Origin of the sequence: Pseudomonas sp. NFACC08-1, assembly GCF_900106735.1 — a bacterium.
GTDB classification, from domain to species: Bacteria; Pseudomonadota; Gammaproteobacteria; order Pseudomonadales; family Pseudomonadaceae; genus Aquipseudomonas; species Aquipseudomonas fluorescens_Q.
The window spans coordinates 135274-157120 of record NZ_FNNL01000007.1 but is presented as its reverse complement, the minus strand read 5'-3'; the positions used below and the strand labels follow the sequence as shown (position 1 = coordinate 157120).

General features: G+C 61.1%; 19 protein-coding genes and 1 pseudogene. 16 read left to right on the top strand and 4 right to left on the bottom strand.

Going from position 1 to position 21847, the window contains the following annotated elements:
• The first annotated feature begins 294 nt into the window (after positions 1 to 294).
• Positions 295 to 1215, top strand: a complete 921-nt coding sequence (argF, locus tag BLU76_RS16345) for an ornithine carbamoyltransferase (protein ID WP_092145150.1) — start codon at positions 295 to 297, stop codon at positions 1213 to 1215.
• Complete coding sequence (locus BLU76_RS16340) at positions 1212 to 2321, top strand: ABC transporter ATP-binding protein (protein WP_092145148.1); 1110 nt, start codon at positions 1212 to 1214, stop codon at positions 2319 to 2321. The genes argF and BLU76_RS16340 overlap by 4 nt, the downstream gene beginning before the upstream one ends.
• A 178-nt stretch (positions 2322 to 2499) precedes the next feature.
• On the opposite strand, the gene BLU76_RS16335 is transcribed toward BLU76_RS16340, so the two are convergent.
• Together BLU76_RS16335 and ybaK are read right to left on the bottom strand one after the other, a co-directional pair.
• The gene (locus BLU76_RS16335) at positions 2500 to 3282 is read right to left on the bottom strand and encodes a PhzF family phenazine biosynthesis protein (RefSeq protein WP_063324644.1); all 783 of its coding nucleotides are present in this window, start codon (positions 3280 to 3282) and stop codon (positions 2500 to 2502) included.
• A 176-nt stretch (positions 3283 to 3458) separates the two neighbouring features.
• The gene (gene ybaK / locus BLU76_RS16330; protein WP_063324643.1) at positions 3459 to 3929 is read right to left on the bottom strand and encodes a Cys-tRNA(Pro) deacylase; all 471 of its coding nucleotides are present in this window, start codon (positions 3927 to 3929) and stop codon (positions 3459 to 3461) included.
• A 323-nt stretch (positions 3930 to 4252) separates the two neighbouring features.
• On the opposite strand from ybaK, the gene BLU76_RS16325 reads away from it, so the two are divergent.
• From BLU76_RS16325 to BLU76_RS16270, 12 genes and pseudogenes are all read left to right on the top strand, one after another.
• Complete coding sequence (locus BLU76_RS16325) at positions 4253 to 5104, top strand: MIP/aquaporin family protein (RefSeq protein ID WP_092145146.1); 852 nt, start codon at positions 4253 to 4255, stop codon at positions 5102 to 5104.
• A 93-nt stretch (positions 5105 to 5197) separates the two neighbouring features.
• Positions 5198 to 6703 (top strand): glycerol kinase GlpK, encoded by a 1506-nt coding sequence (gene glpK / locus BLU76_RS16320; protein WP_092223493.1) that lies wholly within the window; start codon positions 5198 to 5200, stop codon positions 6701 to 6703.
• Positions 6704 to 6788: 85 nt separating this feature from the next.
• The gene (locus tag BLU76_RS16315; RefSeq protein ID WP_003204973.1) at positions 6789 to 7544 is read left to right on the top strand and encodes a DeoR/GlpR family transcriptional regulator; all 756 of its coding nucleotides are present in this window, start codon (positions 6789 to 6791) and stop codon (positions 7542 to 7544) included.
• Between the two features lie 236 nt (positions 7545 to 7780).
• Positions 7781 to 7918, top strand: a pseudogene (locus BLU76_RS31905) (transcriptional regulator); the annotation flags it as partial.
• 320 nt (positions 7919 to 8238) lie between these two features.
• Positions 8239 to 9777, top strand: a complete 1539-nt coding sequence (gene glpD / locus BLU76_RS16305) for a glycerol-3-phosphate dehydrogenase (RefSeq protein ID WP_092145144.1) — start codon at positions 8239 to 8241, stop codon at positions 9775 to 9777.
• A 448-nt stretch (positions 9778 to 10225) separates the two neighbouring features.
• Positions 10226 to 11140, top strand: coding sequence for a glutamate/aspartate ABC transporter substrate-binding protein (locus BLU76_RS16300; RefSeq protein ID WP_063324639.1), 915 nt, complete (start codon positions 10226 to 10228; stop codon positions 11138 to 11140).
• A 190-nt stretch (positions 11141 to 11330) separates the two neighbouring features.
• Positions 11331 to 12077 carry an amino acid ABC transporter permease gene (locus BLU76_RS16295; protein ID WP_063324638.1) on the top strand — a complete coding sequence of 249 codons (747 nt, stop codon included), beginning with the start codon at positions 11331 to 11333 and terminating at the stop codon, positions 12075 to 12077.
• Positions 12077 to 12748, top strand: a complete 672-nt coding sequence (locus BLU76_RS16290) for an amino acid ABC transporter permease (protein WP_063324637.1) — start codon at positions 12077 to 12079, stop codon at positions 12746 to 12748. The genes BLU76_RS16295 and BLU76_RS16290 overlap by 1 nt, the downstream gene beginning before the upstream one ends.
• Positions 12745 to 13479 carry an amino acid ABC transporter ATP-binding protein gene (locus BLU76_RS16285; protein WP_003204983.1) on the top strand — a complete coding sequence of 245 codons (735 nt, stop codon included), beginning with the start codon at positions 12745 to 12747 and terminating at the stop codon, positions 13477 to 13479. Before BLU76_RS16290 ends, BLU76_RS16285 begins: the two co-directional genes overlap by 4 nt.
• Positions 13480 to 13691: 212 nt before the next feature.
• Positions 13692 to 15596, top strand: coding sequence for a two-component sensor histidine kinase AauS (locus BLU76_RS16280; protein ID WP_063324636.1), 1905 nt, complete (start codon positions 13692 to 13694; stop codon positions 15594 to 15596).
• Positions 15593 to 16921, top strand: coding sequence for a two-component response regulator AauR (locus BLU76_RS16275; protein ID WP_063324635.1), 1329 nt, complete (start codon positions 15593 to 15595; stop codon positions 16919 to 16921). The genes BLU76_RS16280 and BLU76_RS16275 overlap by 4 nt, the downstream gene beginning before the upstream one ends.
• A gap of 28 nt (positions 16922 to 16949) precedes the next feature.
• Positions 16950 to 17279, top strand: coding sequence for a GlpM family protein (locus BLU76_RS16270; RefSeq protein WP_170862026.1), 330 nt, complete (start codon positions 16950 to 16952; stop codon positions 17277 to 17279).
• A 50-nt stretch (positions 17280 to 17329) separates the two neighbouring features.
• On the opposite strand, the gene BLU76_RS16265 is transcribed toward BLU76_RS16270, so the two are convergent.
• Together BLU76_RS16265 and BLU76_RS16260 are read right to left on the bottom strand one after the other, a co-directional pair.
• Positions 17330 to 17944, bottom strand: coding sequence for an NAD(P)-dependent oxidoreductase (locus tag BLU76_RS16265; RefSeq protein WP_092145142.1), 615 nt, complete (start codon positions 17942 to 17944; stop codon positions 17330 to 17332).
• 201 nt (positions 17945 to 18145) lie between these two features.
• Positions 18146 to 19024: an MBL fold metallo-hydrolase gene (locus BLU76_RS16260; RefSeq protein ID WP_092223491.1), complete on the bottom strand. Its 879-nt coding sequence runs from the start codon at positions 19022 to 19024 to the stop codon at positions 18146 to 18148.
• A 111-nt stretch (positions 19025 to 19135) separates the two neighbouring features.
• Between BLU76_RS16260 and BLU76_RS16255 the strand changes: the two genes are divergently transcribed.
• Entirely contained in the window at positions 19136 to 20041 is a 906-nt protein-coding gene (locus BLU76_RS16255; RefSeq protein WP_092223489.1) for a LysR family transcriptional regulator, read from the top strand.
• A 129-nt stretch (positions 20042 to 20170) separates the two neighbouring features.
• Positions 20171 to 21679, top strand: a complete 1509-nt coding sequence (locus BLU76_RS16250; protein WP_063324630.1) for a sigma-54-dependent transcriptional regulator — start codon at positions 20171 to 20173, stop codon at positions 21677 to 21679.
• Positions 21680 to 21847: the final 168 nt, after the last annotated feature.

Genomic DNA, 21847 nt, shown 5'->3' with positions numbered 1-21847 from the left:
CGACGTTCATCCATGGCACGCCCGCCGCGCTCGATTGCCAATCCAAGCAACGCCAGTGTACAAATGGGTCGCTGCAGTCAGGAAACCGGCCACAAATACGCCATCGCCTTCGCACGATGGCCTCGCTGAAATCCCCAAAAACCGTAGCCCTATTGGTAAGACGCGACATTTAATTATAAGATCGCGCCTTCCCCTATTTCGTCGCCCCGTGCGGCTTTTGCCGCAGGTCTCGCCCGTTTTTTGAATAAACAAGGCTTTGAGCATCTGCGGTCAGTTACAAAAAGGTAGTCAATCATGAGCGCAAGGCACTTTCTCTCCCTGATGGATTTCACGCCCGATGAGTTGCTCGGCGTGATCCGTCGAGGCGTGGAGCTCAAGGACCTGCGTAACCGCGGCGTACTGTTCGAGCCCTTGAAAAACCGCGTGCTGGGGATGATCTTCGAGAAGTCATCGACCCGCACCCGCATCTCTTTCGAAGCCGGCATGATCCAGCTGGGCGGCCAGGCGATCTTCCTGTCGCCGCGCGACACTCAACTGGGCCGTGGCGAACCCATCAGCGATTGCGCCATCGTCATGTCGAGCATGCTGGACGCGGTGATGATCCGTACCTTTGCCCACAGCACCCTGACCGAGTTCGCAGCCCATTCCCGCGTACCCGTCATCAACGGCCTGTCCGATGACCTGCACCCCTGCCAGTTGCTGGCCGACATGCAGACCTTCCTCGAGCATCGCGGCTCGATCCAGGGCAAGACCGTAGCCTGGATCGGCGACGGCAACAACATGTGCAACAGCTATATAGAAGCGGCGCTGCAATTCGACTTCCAACTGCGCATTGCCTGCCCCGAAGGTTATGACCCCAATGCCGAACTGCTCGCCAAGGCCGGCGACCGGGTGACCATCGTGCGTGATCCGAAACAGGCCGTGGCCGGCGCGCACCTGGTGAGCACCGACGTCTGGACCTCCATGGGCCAGGAAGAAGAAACCGCCAAGCGCCTCGAGCTGTTCGCGCCGCTGCAGGTCAACCGGGCCTTGCTCGACCTGGCGGATGCCGACGTGCTGTTCATGCACTGCCTGCCGGCCCACCGTGGCGAGGAGATCAGCTTCGATTTGCTGGACGATCCGCGCTCGGTGGCCTGGGACCAGGCAGAAAATCGACTTCACGCGCAAAAGGCACTGCTCGAGTTCCTTGTCGAGCCGGCGTATCACCACGCATGAGCCATTCGCTGCTGCTGAATTTGCACGACCTGGCCTGCGGTTACCAAAACCAGCGGGTCGTGCAGAACCTCAACCTGCACCTCAATGCCGGCGATATCGGTTGCCTGCTCGGTTCGTCCGGGTGCGGCAAGACCACCACGTTGCGTGCCATAGCCGGCTTCGAACCCGTGCACGAGGGTGAAATCCAACTGGCCGGGGAAACCATTTCCCGCGCCGGTTTCACCCTCGCCCCGGAAAAACGCCGTATCGGCATGGTGTTCCAAGACTATGCCCTGTTCCCCCACCTGAGCGTGGCCGAGAACATCGCCTTTGGCATTCGCAAGCATCCGGACAAGGATCGCGTCGTCGAAGAGTTGCTGGAACTGGTCAACCTGATGCATCTGGGCAAGCGCTTTCCCCATGAGTTGTCCGGCGGCCAGCAGCAACGCGTGGCCCTGGCCCGCGCGCTGGCACCAGAACCACAACTGCTGTTGCTCGATGAGCCGTTCTCCAACCTCGATGGCGAGTTGCGACGCAAGCTCAGCCATGAAGTGCGGGATATCCTCAAGGCCCGCGGCACCAGCGCGATCCTGGTCACACACGATCAGGAAGAAGCCTTCGCCGTGAGTGATCATGTTGGGGTATTCAAGGAAGGTCGACTGGAACAGTGGGACACGCCCTACAACCTGTATCACGAACCGCTGACGCCATTCGTCGCCAGTTTCATTGGCCAGGGCTACTTCATTCGCGGCCAGCTGGACAGCCCTGAATCGGTGCAAACCGAGTTGGGCACCCTGCGCGGTAACCGAGCCTACACCTGGCCCATCGGCGGCGCGGTGGACGTGCTGCTGCGCCCGGACGATATCGTCTACGCACCGGACAGCCCGCTCACCGCCAGCATAGTCGGCAAGACGTTCCTAGGCGCCTCGACCTTGTATCGCCTGCAACTGCCGACGGGCGCGCAACTGGAGTCGATCTTCCCAAGCCACGCCGACCATCAGGTCGGTGACCGGGTCGGCATCCGGGTAGCGGCAGAACACCTGGTGCTGTTCCAGGCCTCGGGCAGCACGGCGGCGCATATACCGCCGGTGGAAAGCGGCGTGCGGCGCTATAGCACCGCCAGCTAACGCCGGATACCCGCTTTTGTGTGGCGAGGGAGCTTGCTCCCGCTGGGCTGCGCAGCAGCCCTAAAACCTGACAACGCGGTGGATCAGGTAGATGTAGGCCGAGGTGACTGTTTTGAGGGCTGCTTCGCAGCCCAGCGGGAGCAAGCTCCCTCGCCACAGAAGTGCACAGACCGTGGTGTCAACCCAGCATCAACGTCCCACTGGCCACCAACGTCGCATTCCCACCGATCTTCACCCGCTCACCTTCCAACCGACAGAACAACGCCCCACCCCGGGCCGAGCATTGATAAGCCGTCAGCCCATGTTTACCCAAGCGTTTGGACCAGTAGGGAATCAGGCTGCAGTGGGTCGAGCCGGTGACCGGGTCTTCGTTGATGCCAATCGCCGGGGCAAAATAGCGCGAAACAAAATCATGCTTGCTCCCCGGCGCGGTCACGATAGCGCCCGGCCAAGGCAGTTTAGCCAGGGCCGCCATGTCCGGCTTGCAATCAAGCACCGCTTGCTCCGACTCCAGCACCACGAACAGTTCGTTGGAGCTCAGCACGTCCACCGCTTCGACACCCAAGGCACTCTGGACTGCCAGGGATGCCCCCAGCTCGGCGGGCACGATGGCCGGAAAATCCAGCCACAGCCGATCACCTTCGCGCGTGACGCTCAACGCCCCGGACTTGCAGATGAAATCCAGCCGCCCTACGGGTTCGTGGTAGACCTCGAACAGTACATAAGCGCTGGCCAACGTGGCGTGCCCGCACAGCGGGACTTCGGTGGTGGGCGTGAACCAGCGGATATGCCAATGCTGGCCTTCACGCACCAGAAACGCGGTTTCAGCCAGGTTATGTTCGGCGGCGATCTTCTGCATCAAGTCATCAGCAAGCCAGCCGTCGAGGCGATAGACCATCGCCGGGTTACCGCCAAACGGCCGGTCACTGAACGCATCGACCTGATGAAACGCAAGCTGCATGGCACTTCTCCTTTTTTTTTGATGCGCCAGCATGCGGCGCAGCGGCACAGCTTATCCAGTGACAGATCAGTAGAATTTTCACCCTACAGCGGGGGATGGAAGCTCTGACTCCAAGCTTAGCCTTTCATACCCTTGTGGCGAGGGCGCTGGCTCCCGCTCGGCTGCGCAGCCGTTATTCAAGCGCGCCCAATGTCAGCAAACGTCGCCCCGGTGTGCTCCTTCAATACCGAAGGCGCCAACTCGACTTCCAAGCCGCGTCTTCCCGCACTGACAAACATGCTGGCGAGCGGCTGTGCGGAACTGTCGATAAAGGTGCGCAGGCGCTTCTTCTGCCCCAGCGGGCTGATCCCACCCAGTAAATAACCGGTCGAACGCTGCGCAGCGGCGGGGTCGGCCATCTCGACCTTTTTCACCCCGGCGGCATGGGCCAGACCTTTCAAATCCAGGCTTCCGGCCACGGGCACCACCGCCACCAACAGTTCACCCTTTTCGCTGGCCGCCAACAACGTCTTGAACACCTGCGCCGGATCCAGGCCGAGCTTTTCCGCCGCTTCCAAACCGTAGGACGCGGCCTTGGGATCGTGTTCGTAACTGTGGATGCGATGTTCGGCGCGCACTTTCTTAAGCAGATCCAACGCGGGTGTCATGACTGCTCCTGACAAGGAAATGAAAAAAAGAGTGGCCGGATTCTAAGCCATCGCCAGCGAAAAGGCTTGGGAGGGCGTCATGAGTGCCGGTGATCCGCCGCCAGCGCAAGAGTCATTCACGTCACGAATAGTTGAAATGTGACCGACGGTTCACTTTCGACCTTTGACACCAGCGTTTCTTGTCTATATTTTTTCGAAACTGAAAGTCATATCGCAGGTCTCAAGCAGCAACTCGAGATCAGGATGGGGATCCTGCCTCGTTGGAGATCGCGCCATCGAGCTTTATCGAAGGCGCAGCAAAACAACAAAAAACCGAGGTTTGAATGACAACTGCTTTACAACAGCCGTCCCTGCCCAGCCAATGCCTGGCTGAATTCCTAGGCACCGCCCTACTGATTTTTTTTGGCACCGGTTGCGTCGCGGCCCTCAAGGTTGCGGGTGCCAGCTTCGGATTGTGGGAAATCAGCCTCATCTGGGGTGTCGGCGTCAGCATGGCGATCTATCTGAGCGCGGGCATTTCCGGCGCCCATCTCAACCCCGCCGTCAGCATTGCCCTGTGCATTTTCACCGGTTTCGAAAAGCGCAAACTGCCTTTCTATATGCTGTCCCAAGTGGCCGGTGCTTTCTGCGGCGCATTTCTGGTCTACACGCTGTACAGCAACCTATTCTTCGATTTCGAACAGTCTCGGCACATGATTAGAGGCACCGAAGCCAGCCTCGAACTGGCCTCGGTGTTTTCCACCTACCCCCACGCCGCACTGTCCACCGGCCAAGCCTTCCTCGTGGAGGTGATCATCACAGCCATCCTGATGGGAGTGATCATGTCCCTGACCGATGACAACAATGGTTTGCCTCGCGGCCCGCTGGCGCCACTGCTGATCGGCCTGCTGATTGCGGTGATCGGCAGCTCCATGGGGCCGCTGACAGGCTTTGCGATGAACCCGGCGCGGGACTTCGGCCCTAAACTGATGACTTTCTTCACCGGCTGGGGTGAAATTTCCCTCACGGGCGGGCGTGACATCCCGTACTTCCTGGTTCCGATTTTTGCCCCGATTGTGGGTGCATGCCTGGGTGCTGCGGCTTATCGCGGCTTGATTGCCCGCCACCTGCCCAGCGCCATAACTGCTACAAAGGATGCAAAACCGGCCATTGACGGCAAGCCCAGAACATCCTGAAACAGTCGGCGCAGGCTTCTGCCATTCCAGCCTGCGCCGTGGCTTCTTCCCTTATCTAGTCTCCCTTTTATAGAAAGACCCGAGGCAATCGACATGACCGATATACAGAACAAGAACTACATCATTGCCCTCGACCAGGGTACGACCAGCTCGCGGGCAATCATCTTCGACCGTGACGCCAACGTGGTCTGCACCGCCCAGCGCGAATTCGCCCAGCATTACCCACAGGCCGGCTGGGTCGAACACGACCCTATGGAAATCTTCGCCACCCAGAGCGCGGTCATGGTCGAAGCCCTCGCCCAGGCCGGCCTGCACCATGACCAGGTGGCTGCCATCGGCATCACCAACCAGCGTGAAACCACCGTGGTCTGGGACAAGACCACCGGCCGGCCGATCTACAACGCCATCGTCTGGCAATGCCGCCGCAGTACCGAAATCTGCCAGCAGCTCAAGCGCGATGGCCACGAACAATACATCAGCCAAACCACCGGCCTGGTCACCGACCCGTACTTTTCCGGCACCAAGCTCAAGTGGATCCTGGACAACGTCGAAGGCAGCCGCGAGCGTGCGCGCAACGGTGAACTGCTGTTCGGCACCGTCGACAGCTGGCTGATCTGGAAATTCACCGGCGGCAAGGTCCACGTCACCGACTACACCAACGCCTCGCGCACCATGCTCTTCAACATTCACTCGCTGGAATGGGACGCGAAGATGCTCGACATCCTCGACATCCCCCGCGAAATGCTCCCGGAAGTGAAATCGTCCTCGGAGATCTATGGCCGCACCAAGAGCGGCATCGCCATCGGCGGCATCGCCGGCGACCAGCAGGCGGCGCTTTTCGGCCAGATGTGCGTGGAGCCGGGCCAGGCGAAAAACACCTACGGCACCGGCTGTTTCCTGCTGATGAACACCGGCAGCAAGGCCGTCAAATCCAATCACGGCATGCTCACCACCATCGCCTGCGGCCCACGCGGCGAAGTCGCCTACGCCCTGGAAGGTGCAGTCTTCAATGGCGGCTCCACGGTCCAGTGGCTGCGCGACGAACTGAAAATCATCAACGATGCGCTGGATACCGAATACTTTGCCAACAAGGTCAAGGACAGCAACGGCGTGTACCTGGTGCCCGCCTTCACCGGCCTGGGCGCGCCGTATTGGGACCCCTATGCCCGTGGCGCGCTGTTTGGCCTGACCCGCGGCGTACGCGTCGACCACATCATTCGTGCAGCACTGGAGTCGATTGCCTACCAGACCCGCGACGTACTCGACGCCATGCAGCAGGATTCGGGTGAACGCCTCAAGGCCCTGCGCGTCGACGGTGGCGCGGTGGCGAACAACTTCCTCATGCAGTTCCAGGCCGACATCCTGGGTACCCAGGTCGAGCGCCCGAAAATGCGTGAAACCACCGCCCTGGGTGCTGCGTATTTGGCCGGCCTGGCATGCGGCTTCTGGGGCAGCCTGGAAGAACTGCGCGGCAAAGCGGTGATCGAGCGCGAATTCGAACCGCAACTGGACGAACAGGCGAAGGAAAAACTCTACGCCGGCTGGCAGAAGGCGGTCAGTCGCACCCGTGACTGGGAACCCCATGAAGACGCTGAATAAAGCCTGATAAGCTTCTGAAACTGGTCGGGAGTGGATTCCTGCGGCATCATGGGCAAATTTTGTACGGCAGCCCAAAGGAAGCCCCATGAATCTGCCTCCCCGCCAGCAGCAAATCCTCGAACTGGTCCGCGAACGCGGCTATGTCAGCATCGAGGAAATGGCGCAGCTATTCGTCGTCACCCCGCAAACCATTCGCCGCGATATCAACCAACTGGCGGAGGTGAACCTGCTGCGTCGCTACCACGGCGGCGCCGCCTACGATTCAAGCGTGGAAAACACCGCCTACGCCATGCGCGCCGATCAGATGCGCGACGAGAAGCAACGCATCGCCGAAGCCATCGCCGCCCAGATCCCCGATCATGCCTCGCTGTTCATCAACATCGGCACCACCACCGAATCCATTGCCCGGGCGCTGCTCAATCACAACCATCTGAAGGTCATCACCAATAACCTGCACGTGGCTTCGATCCTCAGTGCCAAGGACGACTTCGAAGTCCTGATCGCTGGCGGCAACGTACGGCGTGACGGCGGCGTGGTGGGCCAGGCGAGCGTCGACTTCATCAACCAGTTCAAGGTCGACTTCGCCCTGGTGGGCATCAGCGGGATCGATGAAGACGGCAGCCTGCTGGACTTCGACTATCAGGAAGTACGGGTTTCCCAAGCCATCATCGCCAACGCCCGACAAGTGCTGCTGGCGGCGGACTCCAGCAAGTTCGGACGCAATGCCATGGTCCGCCTGGGCCCCATCAGCCTGATCGACTGCCTGGTGACCGACCAGCAACCGGTGCCGGCCCTGGCGCAGTTGCTGAGCCAGCACAAGATTCGCCTGGAAGTGGTCTGACTGCATCCAAGTCTCCCTGTGGCGAGGGAGCTTGCTCCCGCTGGGTGGCGCAGCCGCCCCCAATGATCTGACGCGACCTTTCAGGCACACCGCGCCAGCCGGTTTTACGACCGCTTCGCAGCCGAGCGGGAGCAAGCTCCCTCGCCACAGGGTTAACCATGCCTCCAAACAGTTATGTGTTCAGCCGAGGGGCTGGGTTACGACGAGCAGATGAACTCCAGGCGCTTGCCCCATTCCGTGAACATGGCATGAGCCAGAGCGACTTGCCAGGCGTTGGTACCCAGTCGGTGGTATCGGAGGTTTTGAGCGGTAAGCGTCAGCTCAATTTGAGGCAGATCCGCTGGCTGGCCGAGCGCTTCGGTGTAGCGCAGTGAAATACCGACCTGCTTTTGTGGCGAGGGAGCTTGCTCCCGCTCGGCGGCGCAGCCGTCGTAAAACCGGTTGACGCGGTCTGCCTGGAAGACCGCGTCAGTCCATCTTGGGGCGGCTGCGCCGCCCAGCGGGAGCAAGCTCCCTCGCCACAAACGCACTTCACCAGTAACTTTTTTGTTCGAAAATTTTCCTTTCAGCTTCCTTTGATCAGTATTTTCAATCGAAGTCAGCTGGCTGTTGCGGTCTTTATGGGCTAGTATTTTCGCAAATGAACATTTATGTTCGAATTCAAATATTGCGAAAAAGAGCCCGAGGCCAGCCGATGCCCACTTCTACCTTGCCTACGCCCCCTCTCGCCGAGATTTACGACATCGCCGTCATTGGTGGCGGGATCAACGGCGTGGGGATTGCCGCGGACGCTGCCGGTCGCGGTCTTTCGGTGTTCCTTTGCGAAAAGGACGACCTGGCCAGCCACACATCGTCGGCCAGCAGCAAGCTGATCCACGGTGGCCTGCGTTACCTCGAACATTATGAATTTCGCCTGGTGCGCGAAGCGCTGGCCGAGCGCGAAGTGCTGCTGACCAAGGCCCCGCACATCGTCAAGCAAATGCGCTTCGTATTGCCTCACCGCCCGCATCTGCGCCCGGCCTGGATGATTCGCGCCGGCCTGTTCCTCTACGATCACCTGGGCAAGCGTGAGCAGCTCGCCGGCTCCAAAAGCCTGAAGTTCGGTGCCGACAGCGCATTGAAAAGCGAGATCACCAAAGGTTTCGAATATTCCGACTGCTGGGTCGACGATGCGCGGCTGGTGGTACTCAACGCCATGGCCGCCCGGGAAAAAGGCGCGCACATCCACACCCGCACGCGCTGCGTGAATGCCCGCCGCAGCAAAGGCCTGTGGCACCTGCACCTGGAACGTGCCGACGGCAGCCTGTTTTCGATCCGCGCCAAGGCACTGGTCAACGCCGCCGGCCCGTGGGTCGCCAAGTTCATTCGCGATGACCTGAAGCTGGAATCGCCCTATGGCATCCGCCTGATCCAGGGCAGCCACCTGATCGTGCCGAAACTCTACGAAGGCGAACATGCGCACATTCTGCAGAACGAAGACCAGCGCATCGTGTTCACCATTCCGTACCTTAACCAGTTCACCCTGATCGGCACGACTGACCGCGAATACACCGGTGACCCGGCCAAAGTGGCGATCACCGAGGGTGAAACCGACTACCTGTTGAAGGTGGTCAACGCCCACTTCAAGAAGCAGATCAGCCGCGACGATATCCTGCACAGCTATTCCGGTGTACGCCCGCTGTGCAACGACGAATCCGACAACCCATCGGCCGTGACCCGCGACTACACCCTGGCGCTGTCGGGTGGCGGTGAAGAAGCCCCCTTGCTGTCGGTGTTCGGCGGCAAGCTGACCACCTATCGCAAGTTGGCCGAATCGGCGATGGCGCAACTGGCCCCGTATTTCACGCAAATGCGTCCGGGCTGGACCGCCGTAGAGGCCCTCCCCGGCGGCGAAAACATGACCACCCCGCAGGCGCTGTGCTCGGCGATCCGCGACAAGTTCGACTGGCTGCCAACCGACATCGCACGCCGCTGGGCCACTACCTACGGCAGCCGCACCTGGCGCATGCTCGAAGGCGTGCACAACCTGGGCGACTTGGGTGAGCACGTCGGCGCCGGCCTCTATACGCGCGAAGTCGACTACCTGTGCAGCGACGAGTGGGCCGTCGATGCCCAGGACATCCTGTGGCGCCGCAGCAAGCTGGGCTTGTTCACCACCCCGGTCGAGCAGGAGAAACTGCAGCAGTACCTGGACAAGGTCGAGCACAACCGCCGCAAGATCGAAGCGGCCTGACGGATATCCCGCAAAACCCAGAGCCCCTGAATCCAGCGATTCAGGGGCTTTTTGCTATGTGGCATCCACCTCCGCCCACCTGTGGGAGCGAGCTTGCTCGCGATGAGGCCAGCACATTCAACCCTGTATGGGACCGACACACCGCTATCGCGAGCAAGCTCGCTCCCACAATGGATCGAGACGGGCTCAAGCCATTCGGTTTTCCGAACATGACCCGCCCGTCAGTTCGGCTAACCGGATAAAGCAGCCCGCACAAACCTGAAACAAAACATTAATTACCATATAAAACAACAAGTTAAACAGACAGCCCTAGCCTGGCACGAGTCATGCTCTACACTTCTGGAGACGAATGCCTGTACGCCAACACAACAGGAGCTGCCAGGCACTTCGAAGTACTCAGGGCCGACAAACCGGCCGAAATAAAAAAAACAATGTCGAGGAAACATCGATGCGTATCGTTCCCCATCTCCTGGGCGCAGCCATGGCTGCCGCTCTGATCAGCACCCCGGTTTTCGCAGCCGAACTGACCGGCACGCTGAAAAAGATCAAAGAGTCCGGCGTTATCACGCTTGGCCATCGCGACGCTTCCATTCCGTTTTCCTACATCGCGGACGCTTCCGGCAAACCGGTTGGCTACTCCCACGATATCCAGATGAAAGTCGTCGAAGCACTGAAAAAAGACCTGGACCTGCCCAACCTGCAGATCAAATACAACCTGGTCACCTCGCAAACCCGTATCCCACTGGTGCAGAACGGCACCGTGGACCTGGAATGCGGCTCCACCACCAACAACGTCGAGCGTCAGCAGCAGGTTGACTTCTCCGTTGGCATTTTCGAGATCGGCACCAAGCTGCTCTCCAAGAAAGATTCCAAGTACAAGGATTTCGACGACCTCAAGGGCAAGAACGTCGTGACCACCGCCGGCACCACGTCCGAGCGCATTCTCAAGGCGATGAACGCCGACAAGCAGATGGGCATGAACGTCATCTCCGCCAAGGACCATGGCGAATCCTTCCAGATGCTGGAATCGGGTCGTGCCGTCGCGTTCATGATGGACGACGCCCTGCTGGCTGGCGAAGCCGCCAAGGCCAAGAAAGCCGATGACTGGGCCGTGACCGGCACCCCACAGTCCTACGAAATCTATGGCTGCATGATGCGCAAGGGCGACGAGCCGTTCAAAAAGGCTGTCGATGACGCCATCAAGGCCACCTACGCTTCGGGCGAGATCAACAAGATCTACGAAAAATGGTTCATGCAACCTATCCCGCCAAAAGGCCTGAACCTGAACTTCCCGATGAGCGACGAACTCAAGGCACTGATCGCCAAGCCGACCGATAAAGCGGCTGACGACAAGAAATCCTGATTTCTGACTAACCTTATCCCCTGAAAGGGCCCGGCCCTTTCAGGGGATGGTCACTCCCTGCTGGCAAATCTGGAAACACTCGAACCGGTGGCTGTCGAGCCGATCGCGTGTGCCTGGCCTTCAAGTCGGGCGGGAACGGAGTTTCCCCAGGCGGGCATTTGTACATCGAACGATCTGAGGGGAGACCCTAATGAATTACAACTGGGACTGGGGCGTGTTCTTCAAGTCCACCGGCGTGGGCAGCGAGACCTATCTCGACTGGTACGTGTCCGGCTTGGGCTGGACCATCGCCATAGCCATCGTAGCCTGGATCATCGCCCTGCTGCTCGGCTCGATACTAGGCGTCATGCGTACCGTGCCGAACCGGCTCGTATCGGGTATCGCCACGTGCTACGTGGAACTTTTCCGTAATGTGCCGCTGCTGGTTCAGCTGTTCATCTGGTACTTCCTGGTGCCGGACCTGCTGCCGGCCGATATGCAGGAGTGGTACAAGCAGGACCTGAACCCGACCACCTCGGCCTACCTGAGCGTAGTCGTGTGCCTGGGCCTGTTCACCGCCGCCCGTGTTTGCGAACAGGTGCGTACCGGTATCCAGGCGCTGCCGCGCGGCCAGGAATCCGCCGCCCGTGCCATGGGCTTCAAGCTGCCGCAGATCTACTGGAACGTGCTGCTGCCCCAGGCCTACCGGATCATCATTCCGCCGCTTACCTCGGAATTCCTCAACGTCTTCAAGAACTCCTCCGTGGCCTCGCTGATCGGCCTGATGGAGTTGCTCGCGCAGACCAAGCAGACCGCCGAGTTCTCCGCCAACCTGTTCGAAGCCTTTACCCTGGCCACGCTGATCTATTTCACCCTGAACATGAGCCTGATGCTGCTCATGCGCATGGTCGAGAAGAAAGTCGCGGTGCCCGGCCTGATCTCCGTGGGGGGTAAATAATGGAATTCGACTTCACTGGCATCATCCCGGCCATTCCCGGTTTGTGGAACGGCATGGTGATGACCCTCAAGCTGATGGCCTTGGGAGTGGTCGGCGGGATCATCCTCGGCACGATCCTGGCGCTGATGCGCCTGTCCCATAACAAGCTGGTCTCCAATATCGCTGGCGCCTACGTCAACTATTTCCGCTCGATCCCGCTGCTGCTGGTGATCACCTGGTTCTACCTGGCGGTACCGTTCGTGCTGCGCTGGATCACCGGCGAAGATACGCCGATCGGGGCATTCGGTTCCTGCATCGTGGCGTTCATGATGTTCGAAGCGGCGTACTTCTGCGAAATCGTCCGGGCTGGCGTGCAGTCGATTCCCAAGGGCCAGATGGGGGCCGCCCAGGCACTGGGGATGAATTACGGCCAGACCATGCGCCTGATCATCCTGCCCCAGGCGTTTCGCAAAATGACCCCGCTGCTGTTGCAACAAAGCATCATCCTGTTTCAGGACACCTCGTTGGTCTACACGGTCGGCCTGGTGGACTTCCTCAATGCTTCGCGGGCCAGTGGCGACATCATCGGCCGCTCCAATGAGTTCCTGATCATCGCAGGTCTCGTGTACTTCACCGTCAGCTTTGCCGCCTCGCAGCTGGTCAAGCGTCTGCAAAAAAGGTTCGCCGTATGATCTCTATCAAGAACATCAACAAGTGGTATGGGGACTTCCAGGTACTGACCAATTGCAGCACCGAGGTCAGCAAAGGTGAGGTGGTGGTGGTGTGCGGGCCGTCCGGTTCCGGCAAATCCACGCTGATCAAATGCGTGAACGCCCTGGAACCGTTCCAGAAAGGCGACATCGTGGTCGATGGCACGTCCATCGCCGACCCGAAGACCAACCTGCCGAAACTGCGCTCGCGCGTGGGCATGGTGTTCCAGCATTTCGAACTGTTCCCGCACCTGACCATCACCGAAAACCTGACCATCGCGCAGATCAAGGTGCTGGGCCGCAGCAAGGAAGAGGCCACCAAGAAAGGCTTGCAACTGCTTGAGCGGGTCGGCCTCTCGGCCCACGCCCACAAGCACCCGGGCCAGCTCTCCGGCGGTCAGCAGCAGCGCGTGGCGATTGCCCGTGCCCTGGCGATGGACCCGGTGGTGATGCTGTTCGACGAGCCGACCTCGGCTCTCGACCCGGAAATGGTCAACGAAGTGCTCGACGTGATGGTGCAACTGGCCCACGAAGGCATGACCATGATGTGCGTGACCCACGAAATGGGCTTCGCCCGCAAAGTGGCGAACCGGGTGATATTCATGGACCAGGGCCAGATCATCGAAGACTGCAAGAAAGAAGAGTTCTTCGGCGACATCAGCGCCCGTTCCGAACGCGCGCAGCATTTCCTCGAGAAAATCCTGCAGCACTAAGCGCCACGTCCTTTGGAGCGGCTCCTGTGGCGAGGGAGCTTGCTCCCGCTGGGTCGCGCAGCGACCCCAAAACCGGCGAATGCGGTGTACCTGGCATACTGCATGAGCCGATTATGCGACTGCTTCGCAGCCGAGCGGGAGCAAGCTCCCTCGCCACCGGACCGGGTTCGAAGGGCGGCCGCCGCCACACTGGTTGACCCAAGGCTTCTGTGATGAAATGCGACCCCACCCTCTATCGCGCCGCGCCGCCATCACTCGCCGTGAAACCCCGCCTGATCCGCCATCTGTTCCTGCCGCCACTGGTCATTGCCCTGATGATCGGCCTGGGTTACCTCGGCTTCTGGATCAGCGAGCACTACGGCGTACGTGGCCTCGCCGAGAATGGCGAGCGCCAGTTGGAACTGCACGCCCGTGCGGTCGAGAGCGAGATCAGCAAGTACACCTACCTGCCCAGCCTGCTGGAGCTTGAGTCAAGTGTCTCGCAACTGCTCGACGACCCGACACCCGAGCACCGCAAGATCGTCAATGAATACCTCGAAGGCCTTAACCGTCGCAGCCGCAGCCGGGCCATCTACGTGATGGACACCACCGGCCGGGTGATGGCCACCAGCAACTGGCGCGATGTCGACAGTTACCTGGGCGAAGACCTGTCCTTCCGCGCCTACTTCCAGAATGCCGTGCGCGGCCAGCCGGGGCGCTTCTACGGAATTGGCAGTACCAACGGCGAACCCGGCTACTACCTGGCCCATGGCTTGGAGCAACAAGGCAAGATCATCGGCGTCGCCGTGGTCAAGGTGCGCCTCGAAGCCCTTGAGGAACGCTGGCAACGTGCGCGGCTGGAGGCGTTCGTCAGTGATGAGAACGGCATCATTATCCTGTCCAGCGACCCGGCGCGACGGCTCAAGTCGGTTCGCCCCCTGAGCGACGACACCAAGGAACGCCTGGCCCGCAGCCTGCAGTACTACTGGTTCCCGCTCAATGAACTGGTGCCCCTGGCCCGGGAACGCCTGGCCGAAGGCATGGAGAAGCTGACGTTCCCGGCCAACAGCGAACTGGTGTCCGACGAGCGCGCCATCAGCTACTTGTCGCAGACCCGGCCCTTGAGCGATACACCGTGGAATTTCACCCTGCTGACCCCACTTGAAGACCTGCGTCGCCAGGCGATCAACCAAGGCATCCTGGTGGCCGTGGCCTTCGCCCTGGTGGCATTCCTGTTGATCGCCTGGAACGAACGGCGCAAGGTCATCGCCACCCGTCTCGCGGCCCGGGAAGCCTTGCAGCAAGCCAACAACCAGCTCGAGCGTCGGATTACCGAACGCACCACCGACCTGCGCGCCAGCAACGAACGACTCAAGGGCCAGATCCGCGAGCGGCGACAGGCCGAAGAGACCTTGCGCCGGGCCCAGGACGAATTGGTCCAGGCCGGAAAACTGGCTGCCATCGGCCAGATGTCCACCAGCATCGCCCACGAACTCAACCAGCCGCTGGCGGCACTGCGCACCTTGTCCGGCAACACCGTGCGCTTCCTGGAACGCGGCCAGCTGGATATCGCCAGCGCCAACCTCAAGACCATCAACGATTTGATCGACCGCATGGGCCGGATCACCGCCAGCCTGCGCTCCTTTGCCCGGCGTGGGGACGACCAGGGCCAGGCCAGCCTCGGCAACGGTGTCGAGGCCGCGCTGCAACTGCTGGGCGCTCGTCTTGAAAGCTTGAACATCCAGATTCATTCCAGCTTCGACGACGTCCAGGTGCAAATTGACCAGACGCGCCTGGAGCAGATCCTGGTGAACCTGATCGGCAATGCCCTGGACGCCATGCAGACGCAACCCGAACCGCAGCTCTGGCTCGAAGGCCAGGCCGGCGATGGCAAATATCGCCTGCGCGTGCGGGATAACGGCCATGGCATTGACCCAGAAGCACGCAAGCATCTGTTCGAACCCTTCTTCACCACCAAACCCGGCGAACAAGGCCTGGGCCTGGGCCTGACGCTTTCCGCCAGCTTGGCCGCCGCCACGGGTGGCTACCTGGGCGTCGAACACCCGGTCGAGGGCAGTGGAACCACGTTTGTCCTCAGTTTACCGTTGGTAAGCCTTTTACCTGCCGAGCCGCTATGAACAACGACCTGAGCGTATTGATCGTCGAAGACGACCCCCATGTCCTGCTGGGCTGCAAGCAGGCACTGACCCTGGAAGACATTCCCTGCATCGGCGTGGGCAGCGCCGAAGAGGCCCTGGAGCGCGTCGACGATAACTTTGCCGGCATCGTCATCAGCGACATTCGCCTGCCGGGCATCGATGGCCTGGAACTGCTGACCCGACTCAAGGCGCGGGACCGCAGCTTGCCGGTGGTGCTGATCACTGGCCACGGCGACATCTCCATGGCCGTCGGCGCCATGCAAAAAGGTGCCTATGACTTCATGGAGAAGCCCTTCTCCCCTGAACGCCTGGTGGACGTCGCCCGCCGTGCCCTGGAGCAGCGCAGCCTCGCCCGGGAAGTGTCGTCGCTGCGTCGGCAATTGGCCGAACGCGATTCCCTGGAAGGCCGGATCATCGGCCGCTCGCCCGCCATGCAGCACCTGCGCGCGCTGATCGCCAACGTCGCCGACACCTCGGCCAACGTGCTGATCGAAGGTGAAACCGGTACTGGCAAGGAATTGGTCGCCCGTTGCCTGCATGACTTCAGCCGACGCCACGACAAGCAGTTCGTCGCACTGAACTGCGGCGGCCTGCCAGAGAACCTGTTCGAAAGCGAGATTTTCGGCCACGAGGCCAATGCCTTTACCGGTGCCGGCAAACGCCGGATCGGCAAGATCGAGCACGCCGATGGCGGCACGTTGTTTCTCGACGAAGTGGAAAGCATGCCCCTGCCCTTGCAGATCAAGTTGCTGCGCGTGTTGCAGGAACGCACCCTAGAGCGCCTGGGTTCGAACCAGAGCGTGGCCGTGGATTGCCGGGTGATCGCCGCCACCAAGTCCGACCTGGACGAAATGGGCCGGACCGGGCAGTTCCGCAGCGACTTGTATTACCGCCTCAACGTGGTGACCCTGGAACTGCCGCCCTTGCGCGAGCGACGCGAAGACATCCTGCAACTGTTCGAGCATTTTCTCCAGCAGTCGTCCCTGCGCTTCGACCGCACGGTGCCGGAGCTGGACAACCAGACCCTGTCGAACCTGATGAGCCACGACTGGCCGGGCAACGTACGCGAACTGCGCAACGTCGCCGAGCGTTACGCCCTGGGCCTGCCGGCGTTCAAGCGCTCCGGTGCCAGCGGCGGCAACCAGGGCCTGGCTTTCGCCGAAGCAGTCGAAGCCTTCGAGCGCAACCTGCTGGTGGACGCCCTGCAACGCAGCGGCGGCAACCTGACCCAGGCCAGCCAGGAGCTGGGCATGGCCAAGACCACGCTGTTCGACAAAGTCAAAAAATATGGCTTGAGCCATTAATCAACTGGGCGGGAAACCTGTGGATCTGATTTTCAAGGCAGCGCTCGGTGCAGCCGTGGTGGTCATCCTGGCAATGCTGGCCAAGACCAGGAACTATTACATCGCCGGGCTCGTGCCACTGTTCCCGACCTTCGCCCTGATTGCCCATTACATCGTCGGCAAGGGCCGTTCGGTGGATGACCTGAAGACCACCATCGTGTTTGGGATGTGGTCGATCATTCCGTACTTTGTCTACCTGGCGACGCTGTATGTGATGGTCGACCGCATGCGCCTGGAGGCGTCCCTGGCCGTGGCGGCGGTGGCGTGGTTGATGGCCGCGACGGTGCTGGTCAGCGTCTGGGTGAGAGTCCATGGCTAAATAAACTGTGGCCCCCATGTGGGAGCCACCCTGCTCGCGAAAGCGCCCGATCAATACCCGACGGTAAACCGTGTGCGCGAAAACTGCGGCGTTTCCACTTCATCGATCATCGCAATGGCGTAATCGGCAAAGCTGATCCAACTACGCCCGGCGTCGTCGAACAGCAAGTGATCCTTGCCGAGACGGAACTGCTCCGTGCGCTCGGTTTCGACGAACTCCGCCGAAGGCGAAAGGAAGGTCCAGTCCAGGTCCTGCTCCTGGCGCAGTACGTCCAGGAACAATGCTCCGGCGCTGGCTTCGGCCAGGTATTCCTCCGGGAAGCCATCGCTGTCGATCACACGGCTGTTATCCGGCAGCAACAACGAACCCGCCCCACCGACGACCAGCAAACGCTTGACCCCAGCGGCTTTCACCGGCGCGATGACCTTGTCGGCCGGCACGGTGGCAAAGTGCGCCGCGCTGATCACCACATCGTGATCGGTCACCGCCGCCGTCAACGCCTCGCTGTCCAATACATCCAGTTGCTTGCTGACCACACCGGCCCTTTCACCGATTTTCGCGGTGTTGCGGGCAATGGCCGTCACGCTGTGACCACGGCGCAGGGCTTCTTCCAGCAATTGGCTGCCGGCGCGACCGGTGGCTCCGATGATTGCGATTTTGCTCATGGTGTTCTCCAGTGATTAGCGATGTTGAATACATGCTCTTGTGGCGAGGGGATTTATCCCCGCTGGACTGCGAAGCAGTCCCCTAATGCATCACATGCAGCAGGCCTGATGTAACTTGATCAGCCTTCTCAGGACCGCTTCGCGGTCCAACGGGGATAAATCCCCTCGCCACAACTGTGTGCTCGCATTACAAACTGTGGTTCACCACTTCATTTCGCCCTTGGCAACCTTGGCGCTGAGTTCCAGGGAGCGGTCTTCACCCAGGTCCGGATAGCGTAGTTTCATGGCACGGATCAGCGCGGCGGAATCCTTGGCCTTGGCGGTTTCTTCGTCGAAAGCCCTGATGTAGTCGGCGGTGAAGCGCACCGGGGCCAGGGAACGGGCGCTGTCACCCAAGTAGTGACCTGGAATTACCGTACCCGGTTGCAGTTTTTCAATGTTGGCGAGGGTCGCCAGCCAATCCTTGTGAGACTGCGGCGTCTGGGTGTCAGCCATCCACACATGAATGTTCTCGGCCACCACCACACCGCCTACCACGGCCTTGATCGACGGAATCCACACGAAACTGCGGTCCGGCTGTGGGCCATCCAGGCCGACGACCTGCAAGCGCTGGCCTTCCAGGGTCAGGCTGTCGCCCTTGAGCACCTGGGGCACGATGGCTTTGGCCGGGGCATCGGTCTTCAGGATCGGCCCCCAATATTTCAGCTTGCCGTCCATGGTCTGCTTGATGTGCTCGACAGTCGGCGCGGACGCCAGCACCTTGGCCTCGGGGAACGCGGCAGTGAGGGTTTCCAGACCAAAATAGTAGTCTGGATCGCCATGGCTGATGTAGATCGTGGTCAATCGCTTGCCGCTGGCGCGGATCTTTTCCACGACCTGCACGGCTTGGGACTCGCCGAACTGGGCGTCTACCAGGATCGCCTCCCTCTCGCCGCTGACCAATACCGAGGTCACCGGAAAAATCGCTGCCGCCCCTGGGTTGTAGACGTCCAGCGTCAGGTCCGCAGCCCAGGTGTGTGTGGCGAACGCCAGCGAGGCGGTCGCCAGCAACAGGCGCTTGAGTGGGGTGAATGCGGTCATGGGTGCTCCATTGTCCAAAAGCCCGAAGGGAATGAGACGAAGCTTAGTGACCTGATTCATTTCAAAAAATGCGATGATCCAACATAGTTTGTTTCTGAAATCGGGCAGATCATGGATCGTCTACAAGCAATGCGGGTGTTCGTCACGGTGGTGGACCTGGGCAGTCAGTCGGCGGCGGCCGAGCATCTGGACCTGTCGCGCCCAGTGGTGTCGCGGTATCTGGCGGAGCTGGAGGACTGGGTCGGTGCCCGGCTGATGCACCGCACCACCCGCAAGCTGAGCCTGACGGCCGCAGGCACGGAGATCCTGCCCCGGTGCCGGCAGATGCTGGAGCTGTCCGGCGACATGCAAGCCGCCGTCAGCACCCCGGACGATGCGCCACGGGGCATGTTGCGTATCAGTGCCAGTACCTCGTTCGGCCAGGCCCAACTGGCGAGCGCCATGGCCGAATACGTCAAGCGCTACCCAGGGGTGAGCGTCGACCTGCAGATGCTCGACCGCACCGTGAACCTGGTGGATGAGCGCATCGACCTGGCGATCCGCATGAGCAACGACCTGGACCCGAACCTGATTGCCCGTCGCCTCACGGTCTGCCGCTCGGTGATCTGCGCCTCGCCACAGTATCTGCGCGAGCACTCGACACCGCTGCGAGTGGAAGACCTGAGCCGACACAACTGCCTGACCCACTCCTACGTCGGCAAGAGCCTGTGGCATTTCGAGCAGGACGGCGAGCAGGTCTCGGTGCCGGTGCAAGGTAATATCAGCGCCAACGAAGCCAGCACATTGCTTCAGGCAACGATAGCCGGTGCCGGCGTGGCCATGCTGCCCAGCTACCAGGCCGGCGCCCATATCAAGAACGGCGAACTGATCCGCCTGCTGCCCCACGCCGAACCCCGCCGGATGAACATGTACGCGGTGTACGCCTCACGCAAGCACATGCCCTCGGCGCTGCGCAGTCTGCTGGATTTCCTAGTACAGAAATTTCCCGAGGTACCGGAGTGGGATGTGGGGTTGTAGAACATATTCGCCTCACCACCGTCCCCCTGTGGGAGTTCGGTGCGTTTCTCAAGAGTTGCACCAGGATTTCACCAATAGCCCGCCCCAAGGCATACTTGCGACCCTCCGAGTTCCAGAACCCATCGCCCCATGCGTATCCACGTCAGTTTCATCGACCGCGTCGGCATCACCCAGGAAGTCCTGGCCTTGCTCGGTGGACGCAATCTAAACCTGGATGCGGTGGAGATGGTGCCGCCCAACGTCTACATCGACGCCCCGACCCTCAGCCCGCAAGTGCTCGACGAGTTGCGCGAGGCGCTGTTCAGCGTGCGCGGCGTGCAGGCGGTCACCGTGGTGGACATCCTGCCGGGCCAGCGTCGGCACTTGCAGCTCGATGCCTTGCTCGCGGCCATGACCGACCCGGTGCTGGCCCTGGACAGTGCCGGCAAGGTGCTGCTGGCCAATCCGGCGCTGATTGCCCTGTACGGGCGTGAACCGGCCGGGGAAAGCGTGGCCGAGCTGTTCGGTGACGAGGCATTGCTGGACGCCTTGCTGGAGAACGGTTTTCGCTTGCCGCTGCGGGAAATCACCCTCAATGGCCAGACCTTGCTGCTGGACGCTACGCCCATCACCGATGCCGGCGCGCTGCTGACGCTGTATCAGCCGAACCGCATCGGCGAGCGCCTGTCGGCATTGCATCACGATCACGCCGAAGGCTTCGACGCGCTGCTGGGCGAATCCCCGGCAATCCGCACCCTCAAGGCCCGGGCCCAGCGGGTCGCGGCGCTGGACGCACCGCTGCTGATCCAGGGCGAAACCGGCACCGGCAAGGAACTGGTGGCCCGGGCTTGCCATGCCATCAGCGCCCGTCATGGCGCACCGTTCCTGGCCCTGAACTGCGCGGCATTGCCGGAGAACCTGGCCGAAAGCGAACTGTTCGGCTATGCCCCCGGCGCCTTCACCGGCGCGCAACGAGGCGGCAAGCCGGGGCTGATGGAGCTGGCGAACCAGGGCACGGTATTCCTCGATGAAATCGGCGAGATGTCGCCATACCTGCAAGCCAAGCTGCTGCGCTTCTTGAACGATGGCAGCTTCCGCCGGGTGGGCGGCGACCGGGAAATCAAGGTCAACGTGCGGATCCTCAGCGCCACCCACCGCAACCTGGAGAAAATGGTCAGCGAGGGCTCGTTCCGCGAAGACCTGTTCTATCGCCTGAACGTGCTCAATGTCGAAGTCCCGCCGCTGCGTGAACGCGGCCAGGACATCCTGCTGCTGGCGCGTTATTTCATGCAGCAGGCCTGCGCGCAGATCCAGCGCCCGGTCTGCCGCCTGGCCCCCGGCACGTACCCGGCCCTGCTGGGCAACCGCTGGCCGGGCAACGTGCGGCAATTGCAGAACGTGATCTTCCGCGCCGCCGCCATTTGCGAAAGCAGCCTGGTGGACATCGGCGACCTGGACATCGCCGGCACCTCCGTCGCGCGCCAGGGCGATGTGGAAGTCGAAAGCCTGGAACAGGCCGTGGAAAACTTCGAGAAGCACCTGCTCGAAAGCCTCTACGTCAACTACCCCTCCACCCGCCAGCTCGCCAGCCGCCTGCAAACTTCCCACACCGCGATTGCCCATCGGTTGCGCAAGTACGGGATTTCCGGGAAGCCATAAACCCGCCGCAGTCCCCCTTGTGGGAGCGAGCTTGCTCGCGATGACGGTAGCCCAGTCAGCCATAGGTTGACTGACACACCGCTGTCGCGAGCAAGCGCCCACAGGGTTCTGAGCTGTGGTCGAAATCACGTCAAAAACGACCTCCACCTGTACTGAAAGCGCTACAGT

What these genes read in the sequence shown, in the direction of transcription:
- BLU76_RS16260 (WP_092223491.1), bottom strand. Translation starts at nt 19,024, where the DNA reads ATGACCGCATTCACCCCACTCAAGCGCCTGTTGCTGGCGACCGCCTCG.
- BLU76_RS16325 (WP_092145146.1), top strand. Translation starts at nt 4,253, where the DNA reads ATGACAACTGCTTTACAACAGCCGTCCCTGCCCAGCCAATGCCTGGCT.
- glpK (WP_092223493.1), top strand. Translation starts at nt 5,198, where the DNA reads ATGACCGATATACAGAACAAGAACTACATCATTGCCCTCGACCAGGGT.
- argF (WP_092145150.1), top strand. Translation starts at nt 295, where the DNA reads ATGAGCGCAAGGCACTTTCTCTCCCTGATGGATTTCACGCCCGATGAG.
- BLU76_RS16275 (WP_063324635.1), top strand. Translation starts at nt 15,593, where the DNA reads ATGAACAACGACCTGAGCGTATTGATCGTCGAAGACGACCCCCATGTC.
- BLU76_RS16285 (WP_003204983.1), top strand. Translation starts at nt 12,745, where the DNA reads ATGATCTCTATCAAGAACATCAACAAGTGGTATGGGGACTTCCAGGTA.
- BLU76_RS16265 (WP_092145142.1), bottom strand. Translation starts at nt 17,944, where the DNA reads ATGAGCAAAATCGCAATCATCGGAGCCACCGGTCGCGCCGGCAGCCAA.
- BLU76_RS16255 (WP_092223489.1), top strand. Translation starts at nt 19,136, where the DNA reads ATGGATCGTCTACAAGCAATGCGGGTGTTCGTCACGGTGGTGGACCTG.
- BLU76_RS16315 (WP_003204973.1), top strand. Translation starts at nt 6,789, where the DNA reads ATGAATCTGCCTCCCCGCCAGCAGCAAATCCTCGAACTGGTCCGCGAA.
- glpD (WP_092145144.1), top strand. Translation starts at nt 8,239, where the DNA reads ATGCCCACTTCTACCTTGCCTACGCCCCCTCTCGCCGAGATTTACGAC.
- BLU76_RS16280 (WP_063324636.1), top strand. Translation starts at nt 13,692, where the DNA reads ATGAAATGCGACCCCACCCTCTATCGCGCCGCGCCGCCATCACTCGCC.
- BLU76_RS16295 (WP_063324638.1), top strand. Translation starts at nt 11,331, where the DNA reads ATGAATTACAACTGGGACTGGGGCGTGTTCTTCAAGTCCACCGGCGTG.
- BLU76_RS16335 (WP_063324644.1), bottom strand. Translation starts at nt 3,282, where the DNA reads ATGCAGCTTGCGTTTCATCAGGTCGATGCGTTCAGTGACCGGCCGTTT.
- BLU76_RS16340 (WP_092145148.1), top strand. Translation starts at nt 1,212, where the DNA reads ATGAGCCATTCGCTGCTGCTGAATTTGCACGACCTGGCCTGCGGTTAC.
- ybaK (WP_063324643.1), bottom strand. Translation starts at nt 3,929, where the DNA reads ATGACACCCGCGTTGGATCTGCTTAAGAAAGTGCGCGCCGAACATCGC.
- BLU76_RS16290 (WP_063324637.1), top strand. Translation starts at nt 12,077, where the DNA reads ATGGAATTCGACTTCACTGGCATCATCCCGGCCATTCCCGGTTTGTGG.
- BLU76_RS16300 (WP_063324639.1), top strand. Translation starts at nt 10,226, where the DNA reads ATGCGTATCGTTCCCCATCTCCTGGGCGCAGCCATGGCTGCCGCTCTG.
- BLU76_RS16250 (WP_063324630.1), top strand. Translation starts at nt 20,171, where the DNA reads ATGCGTATCCACGTCAGTTTCATCGACCGCGTCGGCATCACCCAGGAA.